Genomic DNA, 24,373 nt, shown 5'->3' with positions numbered 1-24,373 from the left:
CGGACCTGACGTCAGCGGTGACATGGGTGATACTCGACTTGTGGCAGACGGCGAAGAGCGCACGACCCTTCGGCCCCTCCGACCGGCCACGCCGCGCGCCGGCTCCGACGCCGGGCCGGACAGGCCGGCGACCGGCTTGCCCCGGCCCCGCCGGCCCTGGCTGGGGCCCGGCAGACCGGTCGACGAAGCGGCACCGGAGGCACCGACCACCGAGCCGGTTTCCGCAGCGCCCGTCGACGACGCCGCAGACACGTCGACCGGCGATGCGCCTTCCGCAAGCACGGACGGCACCGCGCCGGACAACACCGCAGCAGCCGACACCGCAGCGGACAGCACCGCAGCCGCAGGCACCGCCGCCGCAGGCACCGCGCCGGACAGCACCGCAGCCGCAGGCACGAAGCGCGGCGCCACGACCGGGCCGGGCGACGCTTCCGACGCCGAGTCCGGGCCCAAGACCACTGTCGAGCAGTCCACTGCGGAATCCGGTGCACCGGCAGCCCGGCGCCGCCGGGCTCGCTTCGCGCACGCCGTACGTCTGCCCGGGCCCCGGGCTGCGGCCCGGGCGACCCGCGACTGGTCCCGGCGGCCCAGTGGCCGGCTGACCCTGCCCGGCGTGTTTCTGCTCGCCCTGGTCGCCGCGACCGCCGGAGCCGGCGCGCTGCTGGTGCCCGCGACCCTCGACGCACCGCGTCAGGTGGCGGCGGACGCCACCGCCGACGTGCCTGACGCGCTGCCCGGCGACCTGCCGCCGTCCGGCGCGGCCCCGCCACCCGGGCAGTTCCCGCCGCCCACCGCGACCCTGCCGCCGGGCGTGACTCCGCCGGGTGCCGTCGGACCGGCAGGTGGGCGCCCGTCCGACGCGTTGGCCGGCTGGGCCCGCGACGCGGGCGCCAAGGTCGGCATCGACCCGATCGCCATGCAGGCGTACGGCTACGCCGAGCTGGTGCTCGCCGAAACCGATCGCGCCTGCGGCCTGAGCTGGACCACGTTGGCCGCGATCGGTCTGGTCGAGTCCCGCCACGGTCAGGCCAACAACGCCCAGCTCGGCGCGGACGGCCGGGCGGTCCCGGAGATCATCGGTCTGCCGCTGGACGGTCAGGGCAACCGGATGCGGATTGCTGACACCGACCGGGGTGAGCTGGACCGCGACACCACCTACGACCGGGCGATCGGGCCGATGCAGTTCATCCCGACCACCTGGGAGGAGATCGGTGCCGACGCGGACAACGACGGCCGCAAGGACCCGCACAACATCCACGACGCCGCGCTCGCCGCCGGCATGTACCTGTGCAAAGGCGGCCGGAATCTCACCATTCCGGGTGACTGGTGGAACGCGATTCTGTCGTACAACGATGTCCGAAGGTATGCCCAGGACGTCTTCGACGCCGCCAACCGATACGGACAGGCCAGTCGCACGTGAAGTGATCGTCCGCATACATTGGAGAACTGGACACTTCCCCCCGGCAGCGGTTAACGGCAAGCTAGACGGGTGATGGTGCGCGAGTGGGACCCCAGGACCGCGTCGTCCGCCGAGATCGCGTCGCTGCTGGACACGCTGAACGCGGTCCTGGCGGCCGATCTCCCGCAGGATCCGCCGTGGCGGGAGAGTTCCCTGCGGGAGTACCTCGCCGAGGTGATGCCGGGCGAACGACGGATCTCCTGGATCGCCCAGGAAGATCCGGATGCCGACGGCAATCCGGGAGCCATCCTCGGGCAGGTGCACGTGTTGCTGCTCGGCAACATCGGTGTGCTCGAGGTGCTGGTCCACCCGGCCGTGCGACGCGGTGGCCTCGGCCGTGATCTCGTCCTGCGCGCGGCCCGCCGCGTTTACCAGGAGGGCTTCGAGTCCATCGGGGTGGAGGTGGTCGGCGACACTCCCGCCGTCGCCTTCTACGAGTCGCTCGGCTTCACTCAGGAGTACGTCGAGACCCGCAGCGTCCTCGACCTCTCCGGCGTCGACTGGGCCGAGTTGGCGGAGATGTCCACAGGTGTCGGTGCCGGCTACCGCGTCCAGTTCCACCCCGGCGGTCCGCCGGACGAGCTGATCGAGGCGTACGCGCGGGCCAAGGCCGAGGTCCGGGACATCGAGGACGGCGAGCTACGACCCAGCTCGTACGATCCGCAGCGGCTCCGGGACAGCCTCGACTGTCTGCACCGACGGGGCATGAAGCCGTACATCGTGCTCGCCCTGCACGAGCAGTCGGGTGAGGTGGCCGGCCTGACGGAGGTGGTCGTGCCGGCTCAGCACCCGACCCGCGCCGACCAGTACGACACGATCGTGGTGCAGGACCACCGCGGCTACGGCATCGACCGGGCGATCAAGGCCCGGATGCTGCTGGAGCTACGCTCGGCCGAGCCGCAGCTGACCGAGGTGCAGACCTGGAACGCACAGGCCAACGAAGCCATGCTCAAGGTCAACGCCGAGTTGGGCTACCGCACCGACCGGGACTGGTGCGAGTACAGCGTCGACGTCGCCGAGCTGGTCCACCGCCTCGACGCCACGCGCTGAGCTGTCAGGCCCCGGGTTCCTCGGGCCGTCGGTCTCCTACCAGGTGCGCGGATCCGGTGGTGGCGGTACGTTCCGGTACTTGGCCACCCGTACCTCCCACTGACTGCGGCGCCGCCGTGCCTCCCGGTCGGCCCGGGATCGGTGGTAGGTCTCCGGCGCCGCCAACAACGCCATGGTCAGCCGCAGCCGCAGGGGGTTGGCGTGCGCTGCGGGCGGGCGGTCAGTAGCGCTGGCGGAGCAGCTGGGCAGCCTCGACGGCCCAGTAGGTGAGGATGATCTGGGCGCCGGCGCGGCGGATGGAGGTGAGCGTCTCCAGCATCACCCGCTCCCGGTCGATCCAGCCGTTCGCGGCGGCCGCCTCGACAGTCGCGTACTCGCCGGAGACCTGGTAGGCCGCCACGGGGACGTCCACGGCGGCGCGGACCGACGCCACCACGTCGAGGTACGGCAACGCCGGCTTGACCATCACCATGTCGGCACCCTCGGCGACGTCCAGTGCGACCTCGCGTAGCGACTCACGTAGGTTCGCCGGATCCTGCTGGTAGGCCCGCCGGTCGCCTTCCAGCGCCGACTCCACCGCGTCCCGGAAGGGGCCGAAGAAGGCCGAGGCGTACTTCACGGCGTACGCCAGCACGGCCACGTCGGTGTGACCCGCCGCGTCGAGTGCCTGGCGTACCACCCCGACCTGGCCGTCCATCATCCCGGACGGACCGACCACCCCGACCCCGGCGGCGGCCTGGGCCACGGCCATCTCGGCGTAGGCGGCGAGGGTGGCGTCGTTGTCGACCTCACCGGCCGGGGTGAGCAACCCGCAGTGCCCGTGCGAGGTGAACTCGTCCAGGCAGAGGTCACTCATCACCACCGTGGCGTCGCCGACCTCGGCGACCACGTCACGGATCGCGACGTTCAGGATGCCGTTCGGGTCGATGCCGCCGGACCCGTACTCGTCGCGCGACGCCGGAACCCCGAACAGCATGATCCCGCCGACGCCGGCCTGCACCGCCTCCACCGCCGCCTTGCGCAGCGAATCGCGCGAGTGCTGGAGCACACCCGGCAGCGAGGAGATGGCGCGCGGCTCGGTGAGCCCCTCCTTGACGAACATCGGCACGACCAGCTCGGCCGGGTCGACGCGGGTTTCGGAGACCAGCCGACGCATCGCCGCGGTGCGACGCAGCCGACGGGGCCGAATCTCTGGGTACGGCATGAACCCTCCCTGACGACCGTCCGGAGCCGGAACGGCTACCGGAACCTCAGCGCGGTCGGCCCCTGGACCTTCGAACCACGGCGCTGCTTCGCCGGCATCGCGGCGAGCTTCTCCCGCAGCTCGACGGCGTAGCCGGCGAGCGCCTCCACCAGATCGGGCACCGACGCGTGCGGCGGTTGGACGTCGACCCGCAGGCCGAACTCCGTAGCGGTCTCCGCCGTCTTGGGCCCGATGACAGCGACAACGGTACGCGTGTGCGGCTTGCCGGCGATGCCGACCAGGTTCCGGACCGTGGAGGACGAGGTGAACAGCACCGCGTCGAATCCGCCCGACTTGATCGCGTCCCGGATCTCGGCGGGCGGCGGAGCAGCCCGGACCGTCCGGTACGCGGTCACGTCGTCGACCTCCCAGCCGCGCTCGGTGAGCCCCGCGGCGAGTGTCTCGGTGGCGATGTCGGCACGAGGCAGCAGCACCCGGCCGACCGGGTCGAGCACCTCGTCGTGCGGCGAGAACTCGGCCAGCAGCCCCTCGGAGGACTGCTCACCGGACGGGATCAGCTCCGGCTGGATGCCGAAGGCACGGACGGCGTCGGCGGTGGCGTCGCCGATACAGGCGATCTTGACGCCGCCGAAGTGCCGGGCGTCCAGGCCGTGCTCGGCGAACTTCTCCCAGACCGCCCGCACCGCGTTGACCGACGTGAAGATGACCCAGGCGTACCTGCCGTCGACCAGGCCCTTGACCGCCCGCTCCATCTGGGCCGGGGTACGCGGCGGCTCCACCGCGATGGTCGGCACCTCGCAGGGGATCGCCCCGTAGGCACGCAGCCGGGCACTCATCGCGCCGGCCTGCTCCTTGGTCCGGGGCACCAGCACCTTCCAGCCGTACAGCGGGCGGTTCTCCCACCAGCTGAGCTTGTCCCGCTGGCCCACACCGTCGCCGACGGTCAGCACGACCCGGCCGGTGAAGCCGAGTGCCGCCGCGACGAAGGAGTCCACGGTCGACGTGGTGGTGTACTGCGTCTCTCCGGTGCCGTCGCCGGTCACCCCGACGTCGGTGGCACCGTCGACGCCGGCGGCGAGCAGCCCGTCACGGATCGCGGCCAGGTCGCCGGCGTCGACAGCCAGCGCCAGCGAACCGCGCTGCACGGCTGCCGCCAGCGCGTCGAAGTCCAGGTTGCTGACGTCCTCGACGTCGGCAGCGGTGCGTACGCCCGGCAGCGGCACACCCGCGTAGGTGGCCACCCCCTCGGCCTGGCCGACCCCGGGCACCACCTCGAAGTGCGCGGCGGTGCGCGCCACCGCCTGCACCTCCTTGACCACCGAGTCGTGGCCGAACGGGTCGCCGGCCACCAGGTGCACCGCGTTCTGCCCGGAACGGGCCGCCGAGATCAAGATCTTGGCCACGTCGCCCGGCGCGCCTTCGGCCGGGGTGAACTGGGCGTCGGACCTGGCCTCGGCCCGGACGACGTCGAGCAGCGACTCGGGGACTCCCCGGTCGTACACCACCTGGTCGGCGTCGACCAGGGCGTCGTGCGCCCGGCGGGTCAGCAGGCCCGGGTCGCCGGGTCCTGCCCCGACGAACGCGATGCGGCCTACGGGCTTACGGGTGCGGGTCATTCTGTGCTCCCAAATTGCTGGGTCCCCGGGCCGTCGTGTCCTTGCGGGCCGAGGATCGAGTCGGCGCCGAGGTCGAGGAGTTCGGCGGCGAGTGCCTTACCGATCTCCGCCGCATCGGCGGGCGTTCCGGTGCGGGACAGCCGGATCTCGCGGGTGCCGTCCGGGCTGATCACCGCCCCGCGCAGGTAGATCTCCTCGCCGGTCTCGCCCTCGGCGAGTTCGGCGTGGGCGGCGACCGGAGCGGAGCATCCGGCCTCCAGGGTGGCCAGCATCGCCCGCTCCGCGGTGACCGTGGCGCGTGACGGTGCGTGGTCGAGCGTGGCGAGCAACTCGACCAGGTCGGTGTCGTCGATCCGGCACTCCACCGCCAGCGCCCCCTGAGCGGGAGCCGGCAGCATCAGCATCGGGTCGAGCGTTTCGGTGACGACGTCGGCGCGGTCGATGCGGGCCAGGCCCGCCCGGGCCAGGACGACGGCGTCCAGGTCGGCTTCCGGGCCGAGCACCCGGGCCAGCCGGGTGTCGATGTTGCCCCGGATCGGGGTGACCGACAGTGGCATGCCCAACGCGTGCAGCTGGGCGATCCGGCGCAGCGCGCCGGTGCCGACGACCGCGCCGGGATCGAGTTCGGTAAGCGTCCTGCCGTCACGGGCGACGAGCGCGTCGCGTGGATCCTGTCGCGGCGGCACCGCGGCGATGTGCAGCCCCGCCGCGGTCGCGGTGGGCAGGTCCTTGTACGAGTGGACCGCGAAGTCGATCGTCCCGGCGACCAGGGCGTCGCGCAGCGCGGAGACGAAGACACCGACCCCGAGCCGGTGCACCGGCGCGTTGGACCGGTCGCCGGCGGTGACCACCTCGACCAGCTCGACGGGGCGGCCGGTCCGCGCGGTGAGCGCTTCGGCGACCTGCCTGGACTGGGCCATTGCCAGTTTGCTGCCCCGGGTACCGAGGCGCAGTGGGGCCTCGTTCATCGCTCGCCTCCGGCGGGTGGGGTGATGTCCGGCACGGTGTCCACCGGCGACGTCTGCGGGACCTGAAGATCGAACAGCTCACGCAGCAGGGCCGCGTACTGGTCACCGCCGGGTTCGGCGGCGAGCTGGCGGACCCGGACGGTGGGCTGGTGCAGCAGCCGCTGGACCACCCGGTGCACGGTACGGGCCACCTCGGCCCGCTGGTCGTCACTGAGGTCGGGACGGCGCTGCGCGAGCCGACGCAGCTCGGCGGTGACCACGTCATCGGCCCGGCCGCGCAGGGCGGCGACGGTCGGGGCCACGTCGGCGCCGCGCAGCCAGCTGAGGAACGACTCGACCTCACCGGCCACGATCCGCTCGACGGCGGCGGCGTCCGCGGCGACCGGGCCGTCGGCGAGCAGCGCCGCCATCCGGTCGATGTCGATCACCTCGACGCCGGGCAGCTCGGCGACGCCCGGGCCGACGTCCCGTGGTACCGCCAGGTCGAGCAGGACCAGCGGGCCACGGCCGGGGTCACGGCCGGCGGCCGCCGAGGCGACCACCTCGCGGGTGAGAACCGGCTCGGCGGACGCGGTGGCGGCCACCACGATGTCCACGGTGGAGAGCGTGTCGGCCAACTCGGTCATCGGGCGCGCGCCGGCACCGTACGACTCGGCCAGCCGGACGGCCCGGTCGGTGCTCCGGTTCGTCACGGTCAGCGGCCCGGCCCCGAGCCGGGAGAGCGTCGCCACGCCCAGCGAGCCCATCGCCCCGGCCCCGACGATCAGCGCGGGACGACCGGTGAGGTCGTCGTCGAGGTGGCCGGCGGCGAGCCCCAGCGCGGCGGTGACCACGCTCTGACCGGCACGGTCGATGCCGGTCTCCGAGTGGGCCCGCTTGCCGACCCGCAGCGCCTGCTGCATCAGCTCGTGCAGCAGCCGGCCGGCGGTGTCCGCGGCGCTGGCCCAGTGGTAGGCGTCACGCAGCTGCCCGAGGATCTGAGCCTCGCCGATCACCATCGAGTCCAGGCCGGCGGCCACCCGGAAGACGTGGTCCACCGCTGCCGAATCGAAGTGCACGTAGAGGTGGTTGGCCAGCGCGGCCGGCTGGCAGCCCGCCTGCTCGGCGAGGATGGCGCAGATGTCGCCGAGGCCGCCGTGGAAGCCCGACACCGTCGCGTAGACCTCCACCCGGTTGCAGGTGGAGACGAGGACGGCCTCGCTCACGTACGGCTGCGCGACCAGGCGCCCCAGGGTGTGGTCGAGCCCGCTGGGTGACACCGCGAGCCGTTCCAGCGTGGCGACCGGTGCGGTGCGGTACGACGCGCCCACGACGAGGAGTTTCACGTGCCGATCGCCTCCTGGCTCTCGGTGACCGCGAGACCACCCGGCAGGGCGGTGAGGGCAGACCCACCGGCGGCGGGGAGCGCGGTCAGGGATGCCTTGCGGTGCTCGTGGAACGACAGGATCTGCAACTCGATGGCGAGGTCGACCTTGCGCACGTCGACCCCGTCCGGCACCGAGAGTACGCACGGCGCGAAGTTCAGGATGCTTGTCACGCCGACGGCGACCAACTGGTCCGCCACGCGCTGCGCGGAGGCGGCCGGGGTGGCAATGACACCGATCGCGATGGATTCCTCGGCAGCCACCCGGGGCAGCTCGTCGATGTGCAGTACGACCAGGTTGTTGATCTCCTCGCCGACCCGCTCCTGGTCGGCGTCGAAGAGCGCGGCGATCCGGAATCCACGGCTGGCGAAGCCGTCGTAGCCGGCCAGGGCGTGACCGAGGTTACCCACCCCCACCAGGGCGACGGCCCGGCGCTGGGTGAGTCCGAGCACGTACTCGATCTGATCGATCAGCAGCCCGACGTCGTAGCCGACGCCCCGGGTGCCGTACGAGCCGAGTTGGGACAGGTCCTTGCGGAGCTTGGCCGAGTTCACCCCGGCGGCATTGGCCAACCCTTCGCTGGAAACCGTCTCGTGACCGGTTTCAGCGAGATTGTGCAGGGCACGTAGATACTCGGGGAGCCGGGCCACCGTCGCCTCGGGTAGGTCCGGGAGCGCCGGTACGGCACCTGCGCGACGGGGCGCGCCAGGGTGACGGTGCTGACTCATGAGACTCCGTGCGGTGCGATCCTCGACCAACTCCACTGGTCGGCCGTTTCGGGACTCCCACTGGCGACCGATGTTGCCGGCTGTGCTAGCAGGGCGCGTCGGAATTACAGAGTAGGCGCTTGTGAAGACGTGCACAAATCGCGATCTTGCTGGCACGGCCCGCGCCCCCACCGGCCCCTCCATCCCACAAGATCGATCACCACCTCGCCGTAAGCACCCGCGCGATTATCCCTCAATACCGACTTCTCCGACCAATCCCACACCGCTCCCGCCCCCATTCCAATTGGCGGATCATGAAGTTATCGCCCCGACACGCCGATTCGGAGCGCGACAGGTTCATGATCGACGGGGTGAACCGGCGACAGTGGTGGCGAGGGTCACGGCCTCGGTGAGGGTGTCGGCGACCGGGTGGCCGGCGGCGAGCAGGCGGGAACGGTCGGTGAAACCGCCGGTGTAGAGGACGGCGCGGGCACCCACGGAGAGCGCCGCGTCGGCGTCGTCGAGCGAGTCGCCGATCAGCACCACCGACCGGCCGTCGACGCCCAGGGCGTCGAGGTGCCGTGCCAGTGACTCCGCCTTCCGGTCGCCGCCGACCTGCGCCCGCAGCCCGTCGACCCGGGCGAACCGGCCGCTCAGGCCGTAGGTCTCGACGGCCGGCACCAGCTCGTCGTGAAACCACATCGACAACAGGGACTGACTGCCCGGCCAGGCCGCCATCGCGTCCACGGCGTCGTGCGCCAGCTCACACGTGGTCAGACCGACCCGGTACGCGTCGTGGAAGATCTTGTCCAGTCGACCGAAGGCGTCGTCGTCCACCGCTCGACCGAGCACCTCCGCGTAGTAGTCGGCGATCGGCCGGCGGAACCGGACCCGGTGTTCCTCGGGCGTGACGCTCGGCCCGCCCTCGCTGGCGAAGGCCGCGTTGGTGCAGGCCACCACGAGGCGGAGATCGTTGAGCAGGGTGCCGTTCCAGTCCCACACCAGATGAGGGCTCGCAGGGGTCATCGCCGCACCCTATCCGGCACACCTGGGGCGCGGAGGCCCCAGAGAACACGCTCTCAGAGCTGCGGGGTGGTCAGGTCCCGCAGCAGCCGCTCCTCCTCGACCCGCCAGTAGCCGTGTTCCCTGCCGTCGAGCAGCACCACCGGCAACCGGTCGCCGTACTCACGCTCCAACTCCACGTCACCGCTGACGTCCCGCTCGGTCCACCTGTCGCCGGTGACCGCGACCACCCGGTCGAGCGCCGCCTTGGCGTCCTCGCAGAGGTGGCAGCCGGGACGGGTGATCAGAGTCAGGCGGGGCTCACGCATCGGTCTCCTCCGTCGTGCCGAGCACGGTCTTGCGTACCTTCCCGATCACCGAGCGCGGCAGCACGTCGACGAACTCGACCTCGGTCGGGCACTTGAATCTGGCCAGATTACGCGTGCAGTGGGCGATCAGCTCGGTACCGGCCACCTCGGCCTGCGGCACCACGTACGCCCGGACAGTCTCCCCGGATCTCGGGTGTGGCACACCCACTACCGCCGACTCCGCCACCGCCGGATGCGCCGACAACACCAGTTCCACCTCGTGCGGGTACACGTTGAAGCCGTTGACCAGGATCAGCTCGCCGATCCGGTCGACCAGGAAGAGATCGCCATCGGCATCGGCGTACGCGACGTCGCCGGTGGCCCACCAGCCGTCGGCATCCGGTCCACCCGCGCCGTCCGGCCAGTAGCCGGCGAAGAGGTTCGCGCCACGAACCACGAGCTGTCCCGGATCGGTGCCCGTCGCGGGGTCGGTGAGGTCCATCTCGTCCGGATCGTCGTCGGCCGCGGCGACCCCGTCGCGCCACAGCTCAGTACCGTCCGCCCCGACCAGCCGGACCTGGACGCCGGGCAGGGGGCGGCCGATCGAACCGGGCCTGGGCTCACCACTGACCAGGGTCGAGGTGAGCACCGGGGCGGTCTCGGTCAGGCCGTACCCGACGTGCACCGGGTGACCGGCCGCCTCGGTGAAGCGCGCCGCGTCGACCGGCTCCAGCGGCGCCGCGCCGCAGACCACGAGCCGCACCGCGGCCATCGCCGCGGCGAGACTGTCCGGGTCCGCCCGGGACCAGGTCCGCACCATCGACGGTACGCCCACCAGCACGCTGACCCGGTGCCGGGCGATCTCGGCGAGCGCCGCGTCGGAGCCCGGATCGTCGACGAGCACCCCGGTCGCGGCGTTGTGGATCACCGCGCCCAGCCCGGCGTTCAGGCCGTAGGCGTGGAACAGCGGCAGAGCCAGCAGCACCGTGTCGTCCGGACCGACCACCGGCGGCTCGATCCGGCCCACCTGTTCGTGGTTGACCGCCAACGCGCCGTGCGAGAGCATCGCTCCCTTCGGCCAGCCCGAGGTCCCCGAGGTGTAGAGCAGCAACGCCAGATCGTCGGCCTCCCGGGTCGGGAACGTCTGGTCGCCGCCGGCCGTCGGCACGCTCGTGTGCACCTCGACGAGCGCGGGAAGCTCCAGCTCCGCCACCAGATCCCGGACCCGCTCGGTGGCGATCAGCACCGACGTGCCCGAGTCCGCCAGGATGTGCCGCAGTTCGCGGGCGGCCAGGTCGGGATTCACAGGTACCGCCGTCAAGCCGGCCCGCAGTACGCCGAGCAGGCTGGTCACGAACTCCGGCACGTTGGGCAGCGCCACGGCGACCCGCGCAGCCGGCTGGGCCGCGCCGGAGCCCGGCACCGCGTCGGCAAGCGCCCGGGCCACCCCGCTCACCGCCTCGTCCAGTTCGGACCAGGTGATCGTCCGGTCCTGCCAGTGCAACGCGGGCTTGCCGGGGTGCAGTTCAGCGGCCCGGCGGAGGCGGTCGGCGAGGTTGGGACCGGCGACTGGGTCAGGATCCTGCACGGTGGCTGAGTCTGGCACAGCCCGATCCGCACGGCCACGCCCGCGAACCACCTGTCACCATCGGCCTCCCCGCCGCGGGAGACCGCCCGAGCCGTCCGGAAAGGTGCGGCCAGTCCCGTCGACGGAACCCGGCCACGTCACCGACGGTGCGGTACAGGTGCGACGCCACCGCACTACCGGACGTCCGACCCCGGTCCGACGCCAGCCTCCACCGGACCGGGCAACCCTTGCCGATACCGCCCCTCACCAGCAGCAACAGCGAATCCACTGGGGATCACCCCAACCGCCGGTTGTCAACCACACCCGACGGACAACCGGTCCGCCGGGTCGGCGACACGTCGGGAAATACTTTGGCCCTGTGTAACGGACTTGCCACGCGCGGGTGACGTTGGCCCTATCATCACTCGGGTCGGCTCACCCCATTTGCCGTGAGTCGACACCCCTCAGCCCGAGGAGGCCCCCGTGCCGTTGAGCGCATTGGACCAGCACCTCAAGGGGAACTGCCGCCCGCCGGCACACCCCGGAGCCACCCTGCCCGACGGGGCAACGACCGGTCACCCGGTCGTTGCCGGCCCGGCGGCCACCGGCGGAACGGAGGCGGCGCGATGACCGCCTTCGGCTTCGCCGAGCGTCCGGTCGGCCTGACCGGCCCGACCGCCCGTACTCCGATAAACGAACGCGGCGGCGGCCACGACGCGTCGGACGCCTTGGCCAACCTCGCTGTCCGGGGTGACGGTGCCGCGCGGCGCGTCGGCAGCCGACCCCACCAGAACGAGCCGCCACATCGACCACCCGTGCCCGGGGGGAACGCCAAACCCGCAGGTGGGCGGGTCGCCTCCCCGAACCGCCCGACGATGCCGGCCCAGGCGCGGCGCAGCGGGGACGCGCCCGTCGAGGTGTCCACCACCGAAACCGCGGTACTTCCGGCGGTCACCGAGCCGGCCGGCACCTCGACCGGGTTCCCGAGCCGCCCGGATCCGTCCGATCCGGCGACCGAGGTCTGGGCCCTCGTCGAACGTGCCCAGGCGGGCGAGGCCGAGGCATTCGGGCTGATCTACGACCGCTATGTGGACACCGTGTTCCGCTTCGTCTACTTCCGGGTCGGCAATCGACAACTCGCCGAGGACCTCACCTCGGACACCTTCCTGCGCGCCCTCAAGCGGATCGGCAGCTTCACCTGGCAGGGCCGGGACCTCGGTGCCTGGCTTGTGACAATCGCGCGCAACCTGGTCGCCGACCACTTCAAGTCCGGGCGGTACCGACTGGAGGTGACCACCGGCGATGTCCTCGACGCCGACCGGGAGGATCGGGGCCCGGAGGGCAGCCCGGAGGCGGCGGTGGTGGAGCACATCACGAACGTCGCCCTGTTGAGTGCGGTGAAGCGCCTCAACCCCGAGCAGCAGGAGTGCATCGTGCTCCGTTTCCTGCAGGGCTTCTCGGTGGCCGAGACCGCCCGGGCGATGGGTAAGAACGAGGGCGCGATCAAGGCACTCCAGTATCGGGCGGTCCGGGCCCTGGCCCGGCTGCTTCCGGACGGCTTCCAGCCGTGATCGTCGGCACCGCCAGAGGCTGTGGTTCCTGCCCGTATCTGGGCTCCTTCGAGCCGGAAGCGATCACTTTGCGTGATTTCGACACCGGCCGGGCCGTAACCCGCCCCGGGCACGGCGCGTTTCTCCGGGTGCGACCGATGACAGGCCGGACACTCTCGGAGTCGACCGGGTGACCTGCGACGGTGCCGCCGGCGGCCAACTGCCGTGGTGTCACGAGGTCATCGATCGCTGGCGGTGAACGCGGCCGACCGGCCGTGACCAGCGAGAGGAGGTGCCACGGTGGACAACGCCCTCTTCTCCCGTCGGCGCGCCGAGCGCTTCGCGCAGCTTCTCGACGAAGCGAACGGCGGCCGACGGCATCACGTACGTTCCCGGGACGACGAGGGGCTCGTGCCCCTCGTCACGCTCGGCCGACGACTCGGGGCCAACCCGCCGGCCGCCGACGTCGATCCGGAGTTCCGCACCGGCCTGCGGGCGATGTTGCTGGCCACCGCGGCCCGCGAGGGCGTCGGCGCGCCGGCCCCCGCCCGGCCGGCAGAGAAGGCAGCGTCCAGTCGTGGGTCGCTGCTACCTGCGGTCACCGCCCGCCGGGCCCGCGCCCGCGGCGCGATCCTGATCGGTATCGCCGCCGGTGCCGTGGCCGTGTCCGGCATCTCGGCCGCCAGCGAGGACGCGGTGCCCGGCGACGCGTTGTACGGGATGAAGCGCGGCACCGAACGGGCTCAGCTCGCGCTCACCAGCTCCGACATCAGCCGAGGCCAGCTCTTCCTCGACTTCGCCCGCACCCGGTTGGCCGAGGCGTCCACCTTGCGGGGCAGCCAGAGCGGATACAGCGCCGTGCTCGACGACATGGACGCCGACACCCGACAGGGCGTACGCCTGCTCTCCGGTGCTGCCGCGCAGCGCTCGGATGCCGCGGCGCTGGCCGCGGTCGACGCGTTCCTCACCGACCAGCGGCGTTCCCTGAACGCGCTGGAGGGCCGGGGCTCCCGGGCCGACCGGGTACGCACAAGTGAGTCCCTGGCGCTGCTGGAGACCGTCGCCGAGCGGGCCAACGCCATGCGCGCTGCCATCGCCTGCGGTCAGGAACTCACCGCCACCAGCGACACGCTCGGCCCGATCCCCGCCGCCTGCTCCTGACGACCGGTCAGGCGCTCCGGCCTGCATGGTCCTCGAGAAGAAGTTCGACATCGATGAGCGGTTCCTCGAGGCCGTGATTCTCCGTGCGCCTGGAGTCTAAGGGCCGAACGGGTCGGGGCGACGCTCCAGCAGCTGGTGCAGGGTCTGCTGGATAGTCTCCCGTACCTGGTCGGCGAGGTTGAACACGACAAGCGGGTCGTCCGCCGAATCCATCAGGTGCTCGGTCGGGATCGGCGGGCAGAACTCGATGAGCCACTTGCTCGGCAACGGCACCATGCCCAGCGGCCCGAGCCAGGGGAACGTCGGTGTCACCGGAAAATACGGCAGCTTGAGCAGGCGGGCCAGGGGCTTGATGTCGGCAAGCATCGGATAGATCTCCTCGCCGCCGACGATCGCCACCGGGATGATCGGGGTGCCGGTGCGGAGCGCCGCCGAGACGAAACCGCCCCGCCCGAACCGTTGCAGCTTGTAGCGGTCCGCGTACAACTTGCCGATGCCCTTGAAGCCCTCCGGGAAGACACCCACCAACTCGCCGTTGCGCATCAGCCGCTCGGCGTCCGGGTTGCAGGCCATCGTGCCGCCGGTCTTGCGGGCGATCTCGGAGACCACAGGCATCCGGAAGACCAGGTCCGCGCCGAGCAGCCGCAGGTAGCGATGGTCGGGGTGCTCGTGGTGCAGCGCGGTGGAGAGGATCAGCGCGTCGAGGGCGACGGTGCCGGAGTGGTTGCCGACGACGAGTCCCGGCCCGTCAGCGGGTACGTGCGCCAACCCGGTGACCTCGGTGCGGAACCAGTCGCGGTAGAGCCGACGCAGCAGCGGATGGAAGACCGCCTCGGTCAGTTCCGGGTCGAAGCCGAACTCGTCCACCTCGTAGTCGCCGGCCAGCCGTCGCCGTAGGAAGGCCAGGCCGCTGGCGACCCGGCGGTCCCAGACGTCGCCCACCTGCTCCGGTGCGGCCGGGCGGTGCCCGTTGCGCCGTGCCGGGTCCGCGTCGGGCGTCACCGGCGTCGGCAGCGCGTACCTGTCGTCGAGACGCGCCTCGTCATGCTGTTCCTCGGGCCCGGTCACGACCGCTCCCGGACGGCGGCGCGGACCTGCCTGATGTGCTCCAGCACCACCTGCTCGGCGGCGGCCAACTGTTCCCGGGTCACCACGGCACGCCCGTGGTGCGCCCGGATGAAGTCGTCGAAGGCGACGGCGGTGGAGCGGGGCGAAAAAGCGTACTCCCGCTCCAGCCGCGAGATGTCCACCACCCGGCCGTGCACGAAGAGGTCGACCTGGTCCAGGCCGTACCGGCCGAAGCCCATCACCCGGGCGAGCGCGACGGCACCGGACAGCCCGGGCTCCAGCACCGGTACGGCGACCCGCCCGGCTCGGCGGATCGCCTGCGACAGCGCGAGCACTCCGGGCCCGGCGACGTTGAAGGTGCCGGGATGGTCCTCGACCACCGACCGGCGCAGCACCTCCAGCGCGTCGTCGAAGTGCAGGAACTGCAGCCGGGCGTCCCGACCGAGGATGGTGGGCACCACCGGCTGCGCGAAGTAGCGGGTGAGCGTGGTGTCGGCAGTCGAGCCGATGAACGGTGCGAAGCGCAGCACGGTGGCGGTGACGTCACCGCGCCGACGACGGAAGCCGCGGACGTACCCCTCGATGTCGAGGATGTCGCGGCCGAAGCCGCCTCGCGGCACCTCGCGCGGCTCGGTCTCCTCGGTGAAGACGGCCGGATCGCGGAACGACGCACCGTACGCAGCGGTGGAGGAGCGGACCACGATCTTGCGCAGCCGTGGTGCCCGCTGACACGCGGCGAGCAACTGCATGGTGCCGATGACGTTCTGTTCCTTCATCGCCGCCCGGCCACCTTGTTGTGGATCCGGGGAGCTGACCAGGGCCAGGTGCACCACGGTGTCCACGTCGAGGTCGGCGAGGAGACCCCCCACCGACCCGGCGTCGACCCGGATCCGTTCGACCCGGTCGAGCAGTGCGTCGACCTCGGGTCCCGGCTCCGGCAGGTCGATGCCGATGACCCGGTCGATCCGCGGGTCGGCGGCGAGCCGGGCGGCGACGTGCGCGCCGAGATAACGACTGACTCCGGTCACGACGACGACCCCCGGAGGGCTCTGGGAGCCACCGGGGTCATGTCTCGCACCTACCCCGGCAGGTGGGATCGAGCCGAGGCAGCCGCGGCCTGATCACCTGAGCCTCCGAGGGTCGACAGTTGGCGAGGGACGGACGCCGGGACCAGGCCCGGCGTCGGTCACTTGCCGAGACGGCGACGCTGGACGCGGGTCTTGCGCAGCAGCTTGCGGTGCTTCTTCTTAGCCATGCGCTTGCGGCGCTTCTTGACCACCGAGCCCATACGACAGCCTTTCGATGCAACGTGCGGCGCGACCGGGAGGACACCACGAACCCGTGGCGTCGACGACCGCTTGCGGACAGGGACCGGACCGGCGGGGTGGGCGGCGGAGCGCACCAGCGGTCACGATCGGAGTCCAGCGTAGCGGGACCGCGTCAGCAGGACCAACGCGCCCCCGCTCGATGCCCGTTCCACCGGGCCCACGTGACCCGGCCCGCACCAGGTCAGGCGGTCTCCTGGAAGGCGCCGCGCAGGTACTCGTGCACCGCGTGCTCGGGAACCCGGAACGACCTGCCCACCCGTACGGCGGTCAGCTCACCGCTGTGCACCAGGCGGTAGACAGTCATCTTCGACACCCGCATGACCGTCGCCACCTCGGCGACGGTCAGGAACTTGACCTCCGACAGCCGACCGTCGGACTGCGACCCGGCCATGGCTCACCCGACCCATCCCATGCCCGGCGCGTGCCGCCACACGGGTCCTCCCGCGCGGCCGGCGACGCGCGTGTTACCAGTACGGTAGCGGGGCGGCTGTGACCGGCGCGATCCCTTCCTGCAACTGATCATGACCCGACCCCGGGCTGACGACGAAAAACCCCTGGTCGGGTGCCGTACCCGGAATTTCGGCAACGATCAACCTCGGCCGCGGGTATCGGGGAGATCACTCGGCGCGCAGGGCCACCACCGGATCGAGTCGACCGGCCCGTTGGGCGGGTACCACCCCGAAGATGATGCCGACGGCCGCCGAGACGCCGAACGCCAGTGCCAGCGACCACCAGGTCACCGCCGCCGGGATGGGCGACAGGGCAGCCACCAGCAGTGCGCCACCCACGCCGAGGGCCATCCCGGTCAGCCCACCGACGGAGGTCAGCAGCACCGCCTCCAGCAGGAACTGCACGCCGATGTCCCGGGGACGGGCACCCACCGCCTTGCGCAACCCGATCTCCCGGGTCCGCTCCCGGACCGAAACCAGCATGATGTTGGAGACGCCGACCCCACCGACCAGCAGCGAGATGCCGGCGATGGCGGCCAGTACGCCGGTCAGGATGCCGAGGATGTCGCCAAGCACACCGAGGATCTGCTCCTGGGTGACGGCGCTGAACTCGGTGCCCGGATGCCGGCCGTTCAGTTCGGCCACGATCCGGTCACCCAGCTCGTCGATCCGTTCCCGGTCCGGAGCCTTCACCGCTATGGCGTCGACCCGCTGGGTGCCGTAGAGCCGCTGCGCCGCCGTCACCGGTACGTGCACCTCGTCGTCCCGGTCCACGCCGAGGCTCTGCCCGAGCGGCACGAAGACGCCGATCACCCGGAAGCGGACGCCGGCCACGTTGATCTGCTGGCCGACCGCCTCCCGGTCAGGAAACAGGGAACGGGCCACCGAGTCGCCGAGCACCGCGACCCGCCGACCGGTGTCCACGTCGGAACCGGTCAGGTAACGGCCTCGCCCCAACTCCCGGGCGAACACCGTCGGGGTCGTCTCCAGCACCCCCTGGACGGTGGTGAAGTCCTCCCGGTTGCCGGCCCGCACGGTCGCACCGGAGGCGACAGTCACGGCCACCCGGCTCGGATCACCCACCACCCGGCCGACGGCGTCCACGTCCTGGAGGGTGAGCGGGGAGAGCGCCGGCGCACTGCCCACGTCGAGTCGTCCCGGCACGACCAGCAGCAGGTTGGAGCCCAGACCCTCCACCTGCTGTTCCACCCGCTGCTTTGTGCCGGTGCCGATGGCCACCAGCAACACCACGGAGGCCACTCCGATGACCACCCCGAGCATGGTCAGCGCGCTGCGCATCCGGTTCGCGCGCAGGGCGTCCCACGCCACCCGCCATGCCTCGGCCACCCTCACGCGTCGGCCCCGCCGTCCGCCGGGCGTGTCCCGCCCGCGGCGTCGCCGCCGCGCCCCGACACCGCCGTCCCGCCAGCCGGGCTGGCCGCGGTGTCGGCGACGACCACGCCGTCCCGCATCGCGATGCGTCGCCGGGCCCGGGCCGCCACCTCCGCGTCGTGGGTGACCATCACCAGCGCCACCCCGGACTCGACGTTCAGTCGTTCCAGCAGTTCCAGCACGGCCGCACCGGTGGTGCTGTCCAGGTTGCCGGTCGGCTCGTCGGCCAGCAGCACGGTCGGGTCGGTGACCAGGGCCCGGGCGATCGCCACCCGCTGCTGCTCGCCGCCGGAGAGCTGGTTGGGCCGGTGATGCAGCCGATGCCCCAGGCCGACCCGGCCGAGCATCGCGGCGGCGCGCTCACGCCGCTGGCGGGCGCCCACGCCCCGGTACACCAGCGGCAACGCCACGTTGTCCACCGCCGAGGTACGCGGCAGCAGATGAAACGCCTGGAACACGAAGCCGATGGTCTCGTTGCGCAGCCGGGCCAGCTCCGGGGCGGAGAGGGTGCCCACCTCCCGGCCACCGATCACCAGACGGCCACCGCTGGGTCGGTCCAGGCCGCCGAGCAGGTGCATCAGGGTGGACTTGCCGGACCCGGAGGGCCCGATCAGCGCCACGTAGTCCCCGGCTCCGACGGTCAGCGACACGCCCCGCAGGGCGGGCACGGAGACGCCGTCCAACTCGTACGTCCGGGACACGTCGAACGCCTCGATGGCCGGACCCCGGCTCACCCGATCTCCTGGCCCTCGCGGACCTGGTCGGTGCCCCGGATGACGATCCGGTCGCCGGCCTGTACCCCGTCGACGATCTGCACCAGGTCCTGGCCCTGCACGCCGACGGTGACCACCGCCCGGTCGGCCCGACCGTCGCGGACCAGCCAGACCGTGTCCCGCCCGTCGACCGAGATGAGCGCCGACGCCGGCACGGTCACCGCGTCCGCTTCCTCGCGGACCCGCAGTCGCAGCACCGCGTTCATGCCGGGGCGCGGAGTGGGCGCGGGCTCGGCCTCACCGAAGCTGCCGGGGCCGAGGGAGAGTCGTACCCGGTAACTCACCCCACCCCGGGCCGACGTGCTGGGCAGCACGTCGATCGACCGGACCGTGGCCAGGTAGCTGGCACCGGTGACGGCGTCCAGTTCGACGGTGCCGGTCAGCCCGGGCCGGACCAGCAGCACGTCCGTCTCGTCGACCTCGGCGAGCAGACCCAGCTCGCGGTTGTCCACCACGGTCAGTACCGGCGTGCCGGCGGTGACCCGACCGCCCACCGGGACCGCGCTGTCCACGCCCGGCGGCGGGCCAGCGGGCGCGCCGAGGGCCTCCGCACCGATCCCCGACGGCATCCCACCCGATTCGAGCAGCCCGGCTAGCGCCCCCGCCGAACCAGCGCCGGTGCTGACGCCGCCCGGTTGCACCACCCCGGCGATCGGGGCACGCAGGGTCAACGCGTCGACATTCGCCTTGGCCAGGTCGTACGCCTGCTGGGCCTGAAGTCGCTGCGCGGTGGCGAGCGCGCTGACGGCGGAGTTCAGGTTCCGGACGCCGCGTTGCACCTCCCGTACCGCCCGGTCGGCGGCTCGGGCCGCCGAGTCGTACCGTCGCTGTGCCGCCTCGACCTGGGTGAGCAGCGCCTTCCGCAGCTCCGGGTCACTGATCTTCGCGGCTGCGGCACGGGCGGCGGCGTGCGTCTGCTCGGCGGCGCGGTCGGTGCCGCGCAGCGAACCGGCGAGGTCACCGCCGCCACCGCCACCACCGGCGCGCTTCGCGGCGTTCAACGCGGTACGGGCCTGGCGGAGCCGTTCCCGGGCCGACGGTGAGCTGATCACAGCGAGCACCTGGCCGCGCTTGACCCGCTGACCCGGCTCCACCCGGAGGCGGGCCAGCGTGCCGTCGGCCGGGGCGGTGAGGGTCGCCGCCGCCCGGGCGACGACAGTGGCGGGGGCGTCGATCTCCTCGGCCACGGCGGCTCGTGCCGCTGCGGCGAGCGTGATCGACGGTTCGTCGCCACCGCAGGAGGCGGCGGTGGTGAGGGTCAGTACGGTGACGGCGAGCAGGACGGTGAGCAGGCGGAGCCGCGTGGCTGGCAGCCGCGGCGAGTCGGAGCGGCGCACGGGACACATGCTACGAGCCCCTGTCGATATCGCCTCGACCAGGGCACCAGGTCAGCGCACGGCTGCGCGGATGTACGCGACGCACTCCTTGTGCAGTTTGGACCAGGACTCATCGAAGATCTCCTCGGAGGTCTGCCGCGGGATCCGGCGGTCGTGCAGCACGACCTTTGCGAAGGCCAGCAGGCGTTCCTCACCGAAGCGTTCGAGGAAATAGCGGGCAGCAAGGTACGCGATGCCGTAGCTGCCGGTCACCGCCCTGTCCGTGGTGTCCTCCTCAGGGGCGATCGTGTCGAGTTTGCCGTCCCAGTCCCCCTTGACCAGCCGCCGGGTGTCGCTCAGTCCGCCGTACCGGGCGACGGGCTGGCCGTCGACCGCCGCGAGTTCCGCCAGCCCCTCGACCAGCCACCAGGTCGACTCGTCCGAGTAGTCCCGCTTCTCGGGCAGGGTGGCGGCGTGCGCCAGCTCGTGCCGGAGCACCTCGTCGAGGCCGGGACCGTAGTCGAAGCTGTCGGGTGCGAGTACCAGCTCATAATGTCCCCCACCGACGTTCACCGCGTAGCCCGCGCTCCACTCCGGATGGTCCCCGCCGTACCAGCGTTTCCACTCCTTCGGTCCGGCGTAGAAGATCCGGTACCGGTCGGGCTTCGTACCGGCCACCACGTACTCGTCGGCCACCTTCGCGGCGGCCTCGGCCCGCCGCAGCAGGCCCGGCAGGCGGTTCCGGTACGCCGGTGGTACGGCCACGATCGTGCGCTTACCCGTCTTGGTGGTCAGCGCGCTGACCTCCCAGGGGAGGCTCCCCGGTTGCCCGTTGGCCCGGTCGCCGATGGTCGGGGCCGGCTTCGACCTGCCGATCGCGAGCAACCGGGGCTCGGCCCCGTCGCGCCACCGGGTCTCGACGATGAGTGGGCTCGGCCGGCAGTCCGGCACCACGAAGCAGTACTGGAACTCGACTGCCAGACGCCACTCTCCGGCCTTGCCGGCCGTCATCGGCAGGCTGCTCGGACGGGCCTGCCAGCGTGTCACCCGCAGCGCCCGCAGCGCGGCGAACCGTTGGCGCAGATCACCCCGGGCGGCGGGGGTCGCGATCCCCACGAACCCGGTCCGGTCGCCGCTGAGCAGCGCGGCGGCCTGCTTGTCGAGCTGCGCGGTGATCCGTTCGGCGACCTGTCGGGCGGCGACTGTGGTCGGGTTCTCCGTCGGCGAGGCTGCCGTGGCCGGCTCGCCGACCACGCCGTCAGACAGCCCACCGGTCAGCAGCACCGCCGGGATGCCGGCGCTCAGCGCCAGCACCACCGCCACCACAGCGGCCCACAGTGGCCATCGACGACGCCGCCGGCGCTCGGGGACCGGACTGACGTCCGGCACCACCGCAGCCGGATGGGCCGCCGGCACCGCAGCCGTTGCCGGCGCCACGGCCGTCGCGTGGTCGCTCGGCACATCTGTCGGGTCGGTCGCCGATGCTGCTTCCGATGTGGACGCCGTGGAACCGGTCAGCGGCTCCGCTGCCGTCGGCTCGTTCGGTGCCGCACCGGTCGGCGCTGGCTGGTCGTCGCCCGCATGGACCCCGTGATTCACCGGCGAAGGGTACGGCCTGCGGTGGCGCTGACGGAAGGGTGATCAACCGGGCGCTGTCACGGTCGGTACGTTCAGGCAGGGTCGGGTTTCCTCGATGCGGGCCAGGACGAGAACGCCACGCCCAGCGCGGCGATCATCCGGTCGAAGGAACCGTCGACCTCGCGGGGCAGCCCGAAGTCACCCGTCGCCTCCAGCGAGACGAAGCCGTGCACCGCCGCACGGAACATCCGGACCCCGTCCACCGCGGCGTCGCCTTCGATGCCGTACCCCCGCAGGATGGCGTAGACGACGCCGACCGCGCGTTCCCCGGCGGCCAGGTGGGCCGGGTCGGCCGGATCCGGCACCCGCTGGGTGGCGGGATAGCGGCCGGGGTGGCGACGGGCGTACGAGCGGTAGGCGTCGGCGACGGCCCGTAGCGCCTCCTCGCCGCTGCGGCCGGCGGCGGCGGTGGTCATCTCGTCGGCGATCTCGGCGGTGGCCAGGGCGGACAACTGCTGCGCAAGCGCGTCGGCGCCCTTGACGTGCTTGTAGAGGCTGGGTAGGGCCACGCCGAGCCGGTTCGCCAGCGCGGCGAGGGTGAGCCGGTGATACCCGACCTCGTCGACGAGCCGGGCCGCCTCGCGTACCACGATCTGCGCGTTGAGCCCGGCCCTAGGCACGGTTGGCCGCCGCCAGGAAGTTGACCAGCTCGCTCGCCGTCGCCTCCGGACGGTCGGCGTGCGGGTAGTGACCGGCCTCCGTGATCATCCTCGCCTCGGCGACCGGAAAGAGCCGCCGGGCCGCCCGGGCCTCGGCGCCCGGGTCGGGGAAGTCGGGATCCTTCGTGCCCATCAGCACCAGCACCGGCTGGCGCACCTGCGGGGCGCGGGCAGTCCAGTGCGGCCGCACCGGATGGATCACGCCGCGCAGGGGTGCCATCCGGCCCGGGCGGCGCAGCGCCGCCACCAGCTGCCGGCGGTACTCCGCGTCGTCGGCTGGACGGTGCACGGGGAAGAGCGTGCGGTGGAACAGGCCGAACAGCCGTGGACTGCGCAGCACCAGGTGCTGGGCCAGCCGCATGAAGGGGTTGAGCTTCGGCTGACCGACGAACGCACCGACCAGCACGATGCCGTTGACCAGGTCCGGCGCATCGGTGGCGGCGAAGACCACGGCCGCGCCACTTGACGAGTTACCCACCAGGACCGCCGGACCGCCACCCAGGTCGCGAACCACCGCGAGCAGGTCGGCACCCACCTCCACCGGGGCGTACGACGGCCAGCCGGTGCTGGAGTCGCCATGCCCGCGTACGTCGATCGAGGCCACCCGGTAGCCCGCCGTCACCAGCAACGGAATCAGGTGTCGGTACGAGTGGCGGTTCTCCCCCATGCCGTGCGAGAGCACCACAAGCGGCCCCTGCCCGTGCACCTGGTAGGCGATCCGGCCACCGGCGCGCTCCACGAAGCTAGTTGTCATAGCCGCTAGGCTAATAGCATTAGCCAGCTCGGTCAAGGGATAGCGCGTACGGCCGACCGGGCCGGTCGGCGGTACGGGTACGGGTACGGGTACGGACCGAGCTACTTCCTGGAGGCCAGCGCGCGGGCGAAGAAGGCCAGGTTGGCGGGGCGTTCGGCGAGACGGCGCATCAGATAGCCGTACCAGTCGTCGCCGTAGGGCACGTAGGTGCGCACCGTGTAACCCTCGCCGACCAGGCGGGCCTGCTCCTCCGGCCGGATGCCGTAGAGCATCTGGAACTCGAAGCGGTCGGGGTCACGGTCGAACCAGCGCGCCCGGTCCTCGCCGATGGCGATCAGGCGCGGGTCGTGGGTGGCGAGCATCGGATAGCCGTCGCCGGACATCAGGATGTTGAGGCACCGGACGTACGACTTGTCGACCTCGCGGGCCGACTGGTAGGCCACCGACTCCGGCTCCCGGTACGCGCCCTTGCACAACCGCACCCGGGAGCCGGCCGACGCCAGCTCGCGGCAGTCGGACTCGGTACGCCGCAGGTACGCCTGCAGCACCGCGCCGGTCGACGGGTGGTCCTTGCGGAGCTTGGCCAGGATGTCCAGGGTCGAGTCGGTGGTGGTGTGGTCCTCCATGTCCAGGGTGACCGTGGTGCCCGCCGCCTCGGCGGCGGCGCAGATCGCCCTGGCGTTGTCGTAGGCGAGTTGTTCGTCGAACGCCTGGCCGAGCGCGGAGAGCTTCACACTCACCTCGGCGGCGGGTGTCAGCTTCGCGTCGGCGAGCATCCGCAGCAGCGTGAGGTACTCGTCCCGGGTGGCGTTGGCCTGTTCACCGGTCACGGTGTCCTCACCGAGATTGTCGAGGGTGACCGCGAGACCGTCGGCGACGAGTTCGCGGGTCGCGCGCAACGCGTCGTCGGTCTTGGCGCCGGCGACGAACCGGCGGACGACGTCCCGGGAGAACGGGGCCGTCGCGACGAGCCGCTCGACCCGGGTTGACCGGGAGGCGGCGAGGATGACGGAACGGAGCATGAGCCGAGCGTAACGTCC

The 24,373-nt window shown here is 72.0% G+C and carries 23 protein-coding genes; 4 read left to right on the top strand and 19 right to left on the bottom strand.

From position 1 onward, the window contains the following. Positions 1–40: 40 nt before the first annotated feature. Both CLT74_RS24955 and CLT74_RS24950 read left to right on the top strand, forming a co-directional pair. Positions 41–1,420 carry a lytic murein transglycosylase gene (locus tag CLT74_RS24955; RefSeq protein ID WP_099849420.1) on the top strand — a complete coding sequence of 460 codons (1,380 nt, stop codon included), beginning with the start codon at positions 41–43 and terminating at the stop codon, positions 1,418–1,420. Positions 1,421–1,492: 72 nt separating this feature from the next. Continuing rightward, positions 1,493–2,509 (top strand): GNAT family N-acetyltransferase, encoded by a 1,017-nt coding sequence (locus CLT74_RS24950; protein WP_099849418.1) that lies wholly within the window; start codon positions 1,493–1,495, stop codon positions 2,507–2,509. A gap of 220 nt (positions 2,510–2,729) precedes the next feature. Here CLT74_RS24950 and hemB read toward each other — a convergent pair whose 3' ends face one another. The 8 genes from hemB to CLT74_RS24905 form a co-directional block, all read right to left on the bottom strand. Continuing rightward, the gene (hemB, locus tag CLT74_RS24940) at positions 2,730–3,713 is read right to left on the bottom strand and encodes a porphobilinogen synthase (RefSeq protein WP_099849415.1); all 984 of its coding nucleotides are present in this window, start codon (positions 3,711–3,713) and stop codon (positions 2,730–2,732) included. Positions 3,714–3,748: 35 nt separating this feature from the next. Continuing rightward, the gene (locus tag CLT74_RS24935; protein ID WP_099849413.1) at positions 3,749–5,329 is read right to left on the bottom strand and encodes a bifunctional uroporphyrinogen-III C-methyltransferase/uroporphyrinogen-III synthase; all 1,581 of its coding nucleotides are present in this window, start codon (positions 5,327–5,329) and stop codon (positions 3,749–3,751) included. Next, positions 5,326–6,297, bottom strand: a complete 972-nt coding sequence (gene hemC, locus CLT74_RS24930) for a hydroxymethylbilane synthase (protein ID WP_099849411.1) — start codon at positions 6,295–6,297, stop codon at positions 5,326–5,328. Before hemC ends, CLT74_RS24935 begins: the two co-directional genes overlap by 4 nt. Next, positions 6,294–7,622, bottom strand: a complete 1,329-nt coding sequence (locus CLT74_RS24925) for a glutamyl-tRNA reductase (protein WP_099849408.1) — start codon at positions 7,620–7,622, stop codon at positions 6,294–6,296. The genes hemC and CLT74_RS24925 overlap by 4 nt, the downstream gene beginning before the upstream one ends. Then, positions 7,619–8,389: a redox-sensing transcriptional repressor Rex gene (locus tag CLT74_RS24920; RefSeq protein ID WP_099852867.1), complete on the bottom strand. Its 771-nt coding sequence runs from the start codon at positions 8,387–8,389 to the stop codon at positions 7,619–7,621. The genes CLT74_RS24925 and CLT74_RS24920 overlap by 4 nt, the downstream gene beginning before the upstream one ends. A gap of 336 nt (positions 8,390–8,725) precedes the next feature. Then, positions 8,726–9,394 (bottom strand): HAD hydrolase-like protein, encoded by a 669-nt coding sequence (locus tag CLT74_RS24915; protein WP_099849405.1) that lies wholly within the window; start codon positions 9,392–9,394, stop codon positions 8,726–8,728. 53 nt (positions 9,395–9,447) lie between these two features. Continuing rightward, entirely contained in the window at positions 9,448–9,699 is a 252-nt protein-coding gene (locus tag CLT74_RS24910) for a glutaredoxin family protein (protein WP_093403479.1), read from the bottom strand. Further along, positions 9,692–11,266, bottom strand: a complete 1,575-nt coding sequence (locus CLT74_RS24905; protein ID WP_486582566.1) for an AMP-binding protein — start codon at positions 11,264–11,266, stop codon at positions 9,692–9,694. Before CLT74_RS24905 ends, CLT74_RS24910 begins: the two co-directional genes overlap by 8 nt. A 605-nt stretch (positions 11,267–11,871) precedes the next feature. On the opposite strand from CLT74_RS24905, the gene CLT74_RS24900 reads away from it, so the two are divergent. Next, positions 11,872–12,816, top strand: coding sequence for an ECF subfamily RNA polymerase sigma factor, BldN family (locus CLT74_RS24900; RefSeq protein ID WP_099849400.1), 945 nt, complete (start codon positions 11,872–11,874; stop codon positions 12,814–12,816). A 279-nt stretch (positions 12,817–13,095) separates the two neighbouring features. Continuing rightward, on the top strand, positions 13,096–13,956 hold the full coding sequence (locus tag CLT74_RS24895; RefSeq protein WP_099849397.1) for a DUF5667 domain-containing protein: 861 nt from the start codon (positions 13,096–13,098) through the stop codon (positions 13,954–13,956). A 96-nt stretch (positions 13,957–14,052) separates the two neighbouring features. Here CLT74_RS24895 and CLT74_RS24890 read toward each other — a convergent pair whose 3' ends face one another. The 11 genes from CLT74_RS24890 to CLT74_RS24840 all read right to left on the bottom strand — a co-directional run bounded on the left by CLT74_RS24890 (position 14,053) and on the right by CLT74_RS24840 (position 24,355). Beyond that, positions 14,053–14,958, bottom strand: coding sequence for a lysophospholipid acyltransferase family protein (locus CLT74_RS24890; RefSeq protein ID WP_099852864.1), 906 nt, complete (start codon positions 14,956–14,958; stop codon positions 14,053–14,055). Positions 14,959–15,020: 62 nt separating this feature from the next. Beyond that, complete coding sequence (locus CLT74_RS24885; RefSeq protein WP_099849395.1) at positions 15,021–16,121, bottom strand: NAD-dependent epimerase/dehydratase family protein; 1,101 nt, start codon at positions 16,119–16,121, stop codon at positions 15,021–15,023. Positions 16,122–16,210: 89 nt separating this feature from the next. Next, positions 16,211–16,312 (bottom strand): 30S ribosomal protein bS22, encoded by a 102-nt coding sequence (locus CLT74_RS24880; RefSeq protein ID WP_007465623.1) that lies wholly within the window; start codon positions 16,310–16,312, stop codon positions 16,211–16,213. Positions 16,313–16,533: 221 nt separating this feature from the next. Continuing rightward, on the bottom strand, positions 16,534–16,743 hold the full coding sequence (locus CLT74_RS24875; RefSeq protein ID WP_007465625.1) for a helix-turn-helix domain-containing protein: 210 nt from the start codon (positions 16,741–16,743) through the stop codon (positions 16,534–16,536). 226 nt (positions 16,744–16,969) lie between these two features. Continuing rightward, the gene (locus CLT74_RS24870; protein WP_099849393.1) at positions 16,970–18,154 is read right to left on the bottom strand and encodes an ABC transporter permease; all 1,185 of its coding nucleotides are present in this window, start codon (positions 18,152–18,154) and stop codon (positions 16,970–16,972) included. Beyond that, positions 18,151–18,927, bottom strand: coding sequence for an ABC transporter ATP-binding protein (locus CLT74_RS24865; protein ID WP_486582565.1), 777 nt, complete (start codon positions 18,925–18,927; stop codon positions 18,151–18,153). The genes CLT74_RS24870 and CLT74_RS24865 overlap by 4 nt, the downstream gene beginning before the upstream one ends. Then, positions 18,924–20,312: a permuted SH3 domain-containing protein gene (locus CLT74_RS24860; RefSeq protein WP_099849390.1), complete on the bottom strand. Its 1,389-nt coding sequence runs from the start codon at positions 20,310–20,312 to the stop codon at positions 18,924–18,926. The genes CLT74_RS24865 and CLT74_RS24860 overlap by 4 nt, the downstream gene beginning before the upstream one ends. 42 nt (positions 20,313–20,354) lie before the next feature. Beyond that, complete coding sequence (locus CLT74_RS24855; RefSeq protein WP_486582564.1) at positions 20,355–21,881, bottom strand: hypothetical protein; 1,527 nt, start codon at positions 21,879–21,881, stop codon at positions 20,355–20,357. Positions 21,882–21,952: 71 nt separating this feature from the next. Continuing rightward, positions 21,953–22,540, bottom strand: a complete 588-nt coding sequence (locus tag CLT74_RS24850; protein WP_099849388.1) for a TetR/AcrR family transcriptional regulator — start codon at positions 22,538–22,540, stop codon at positions 21,953–21,955. Next, positions 22,533–23,333: an alpha/beta fold hydrolase gene (locus CLT74_RS24845; RefSeq protein WP_099849386.1), complete on the bottom strand. Its 801-nt coding sequence runs from the start codon at positions 23,331–23,333 to the stop codon at positions 22,533–22,535. Before CLT74_RS24845 ends, CLT74_RS24850 begins: the two co-directional genes overlap by 8 nt. Before the next feature lie 101 nt (positions 23,334–23,434). After that, complete coding sequence (locus tag CLT74_RS24840; protein ID WP_099849383.1) at positions 23,435–24,355, bottom strand: proline dehydrogenase family protein; 921 nt, start codon at positions 24,353–24,355, stop codon at positions 23,435–23,437. Positions 24,356–24,373: the final 18 nt, after the last annotated feature.

Source organism: Verrucosispora sp. CNZ293, from assembly GCF_002754655.1.
This window is presented reverse-complemented; position numbering and strand designations above follow the sequence as displayed.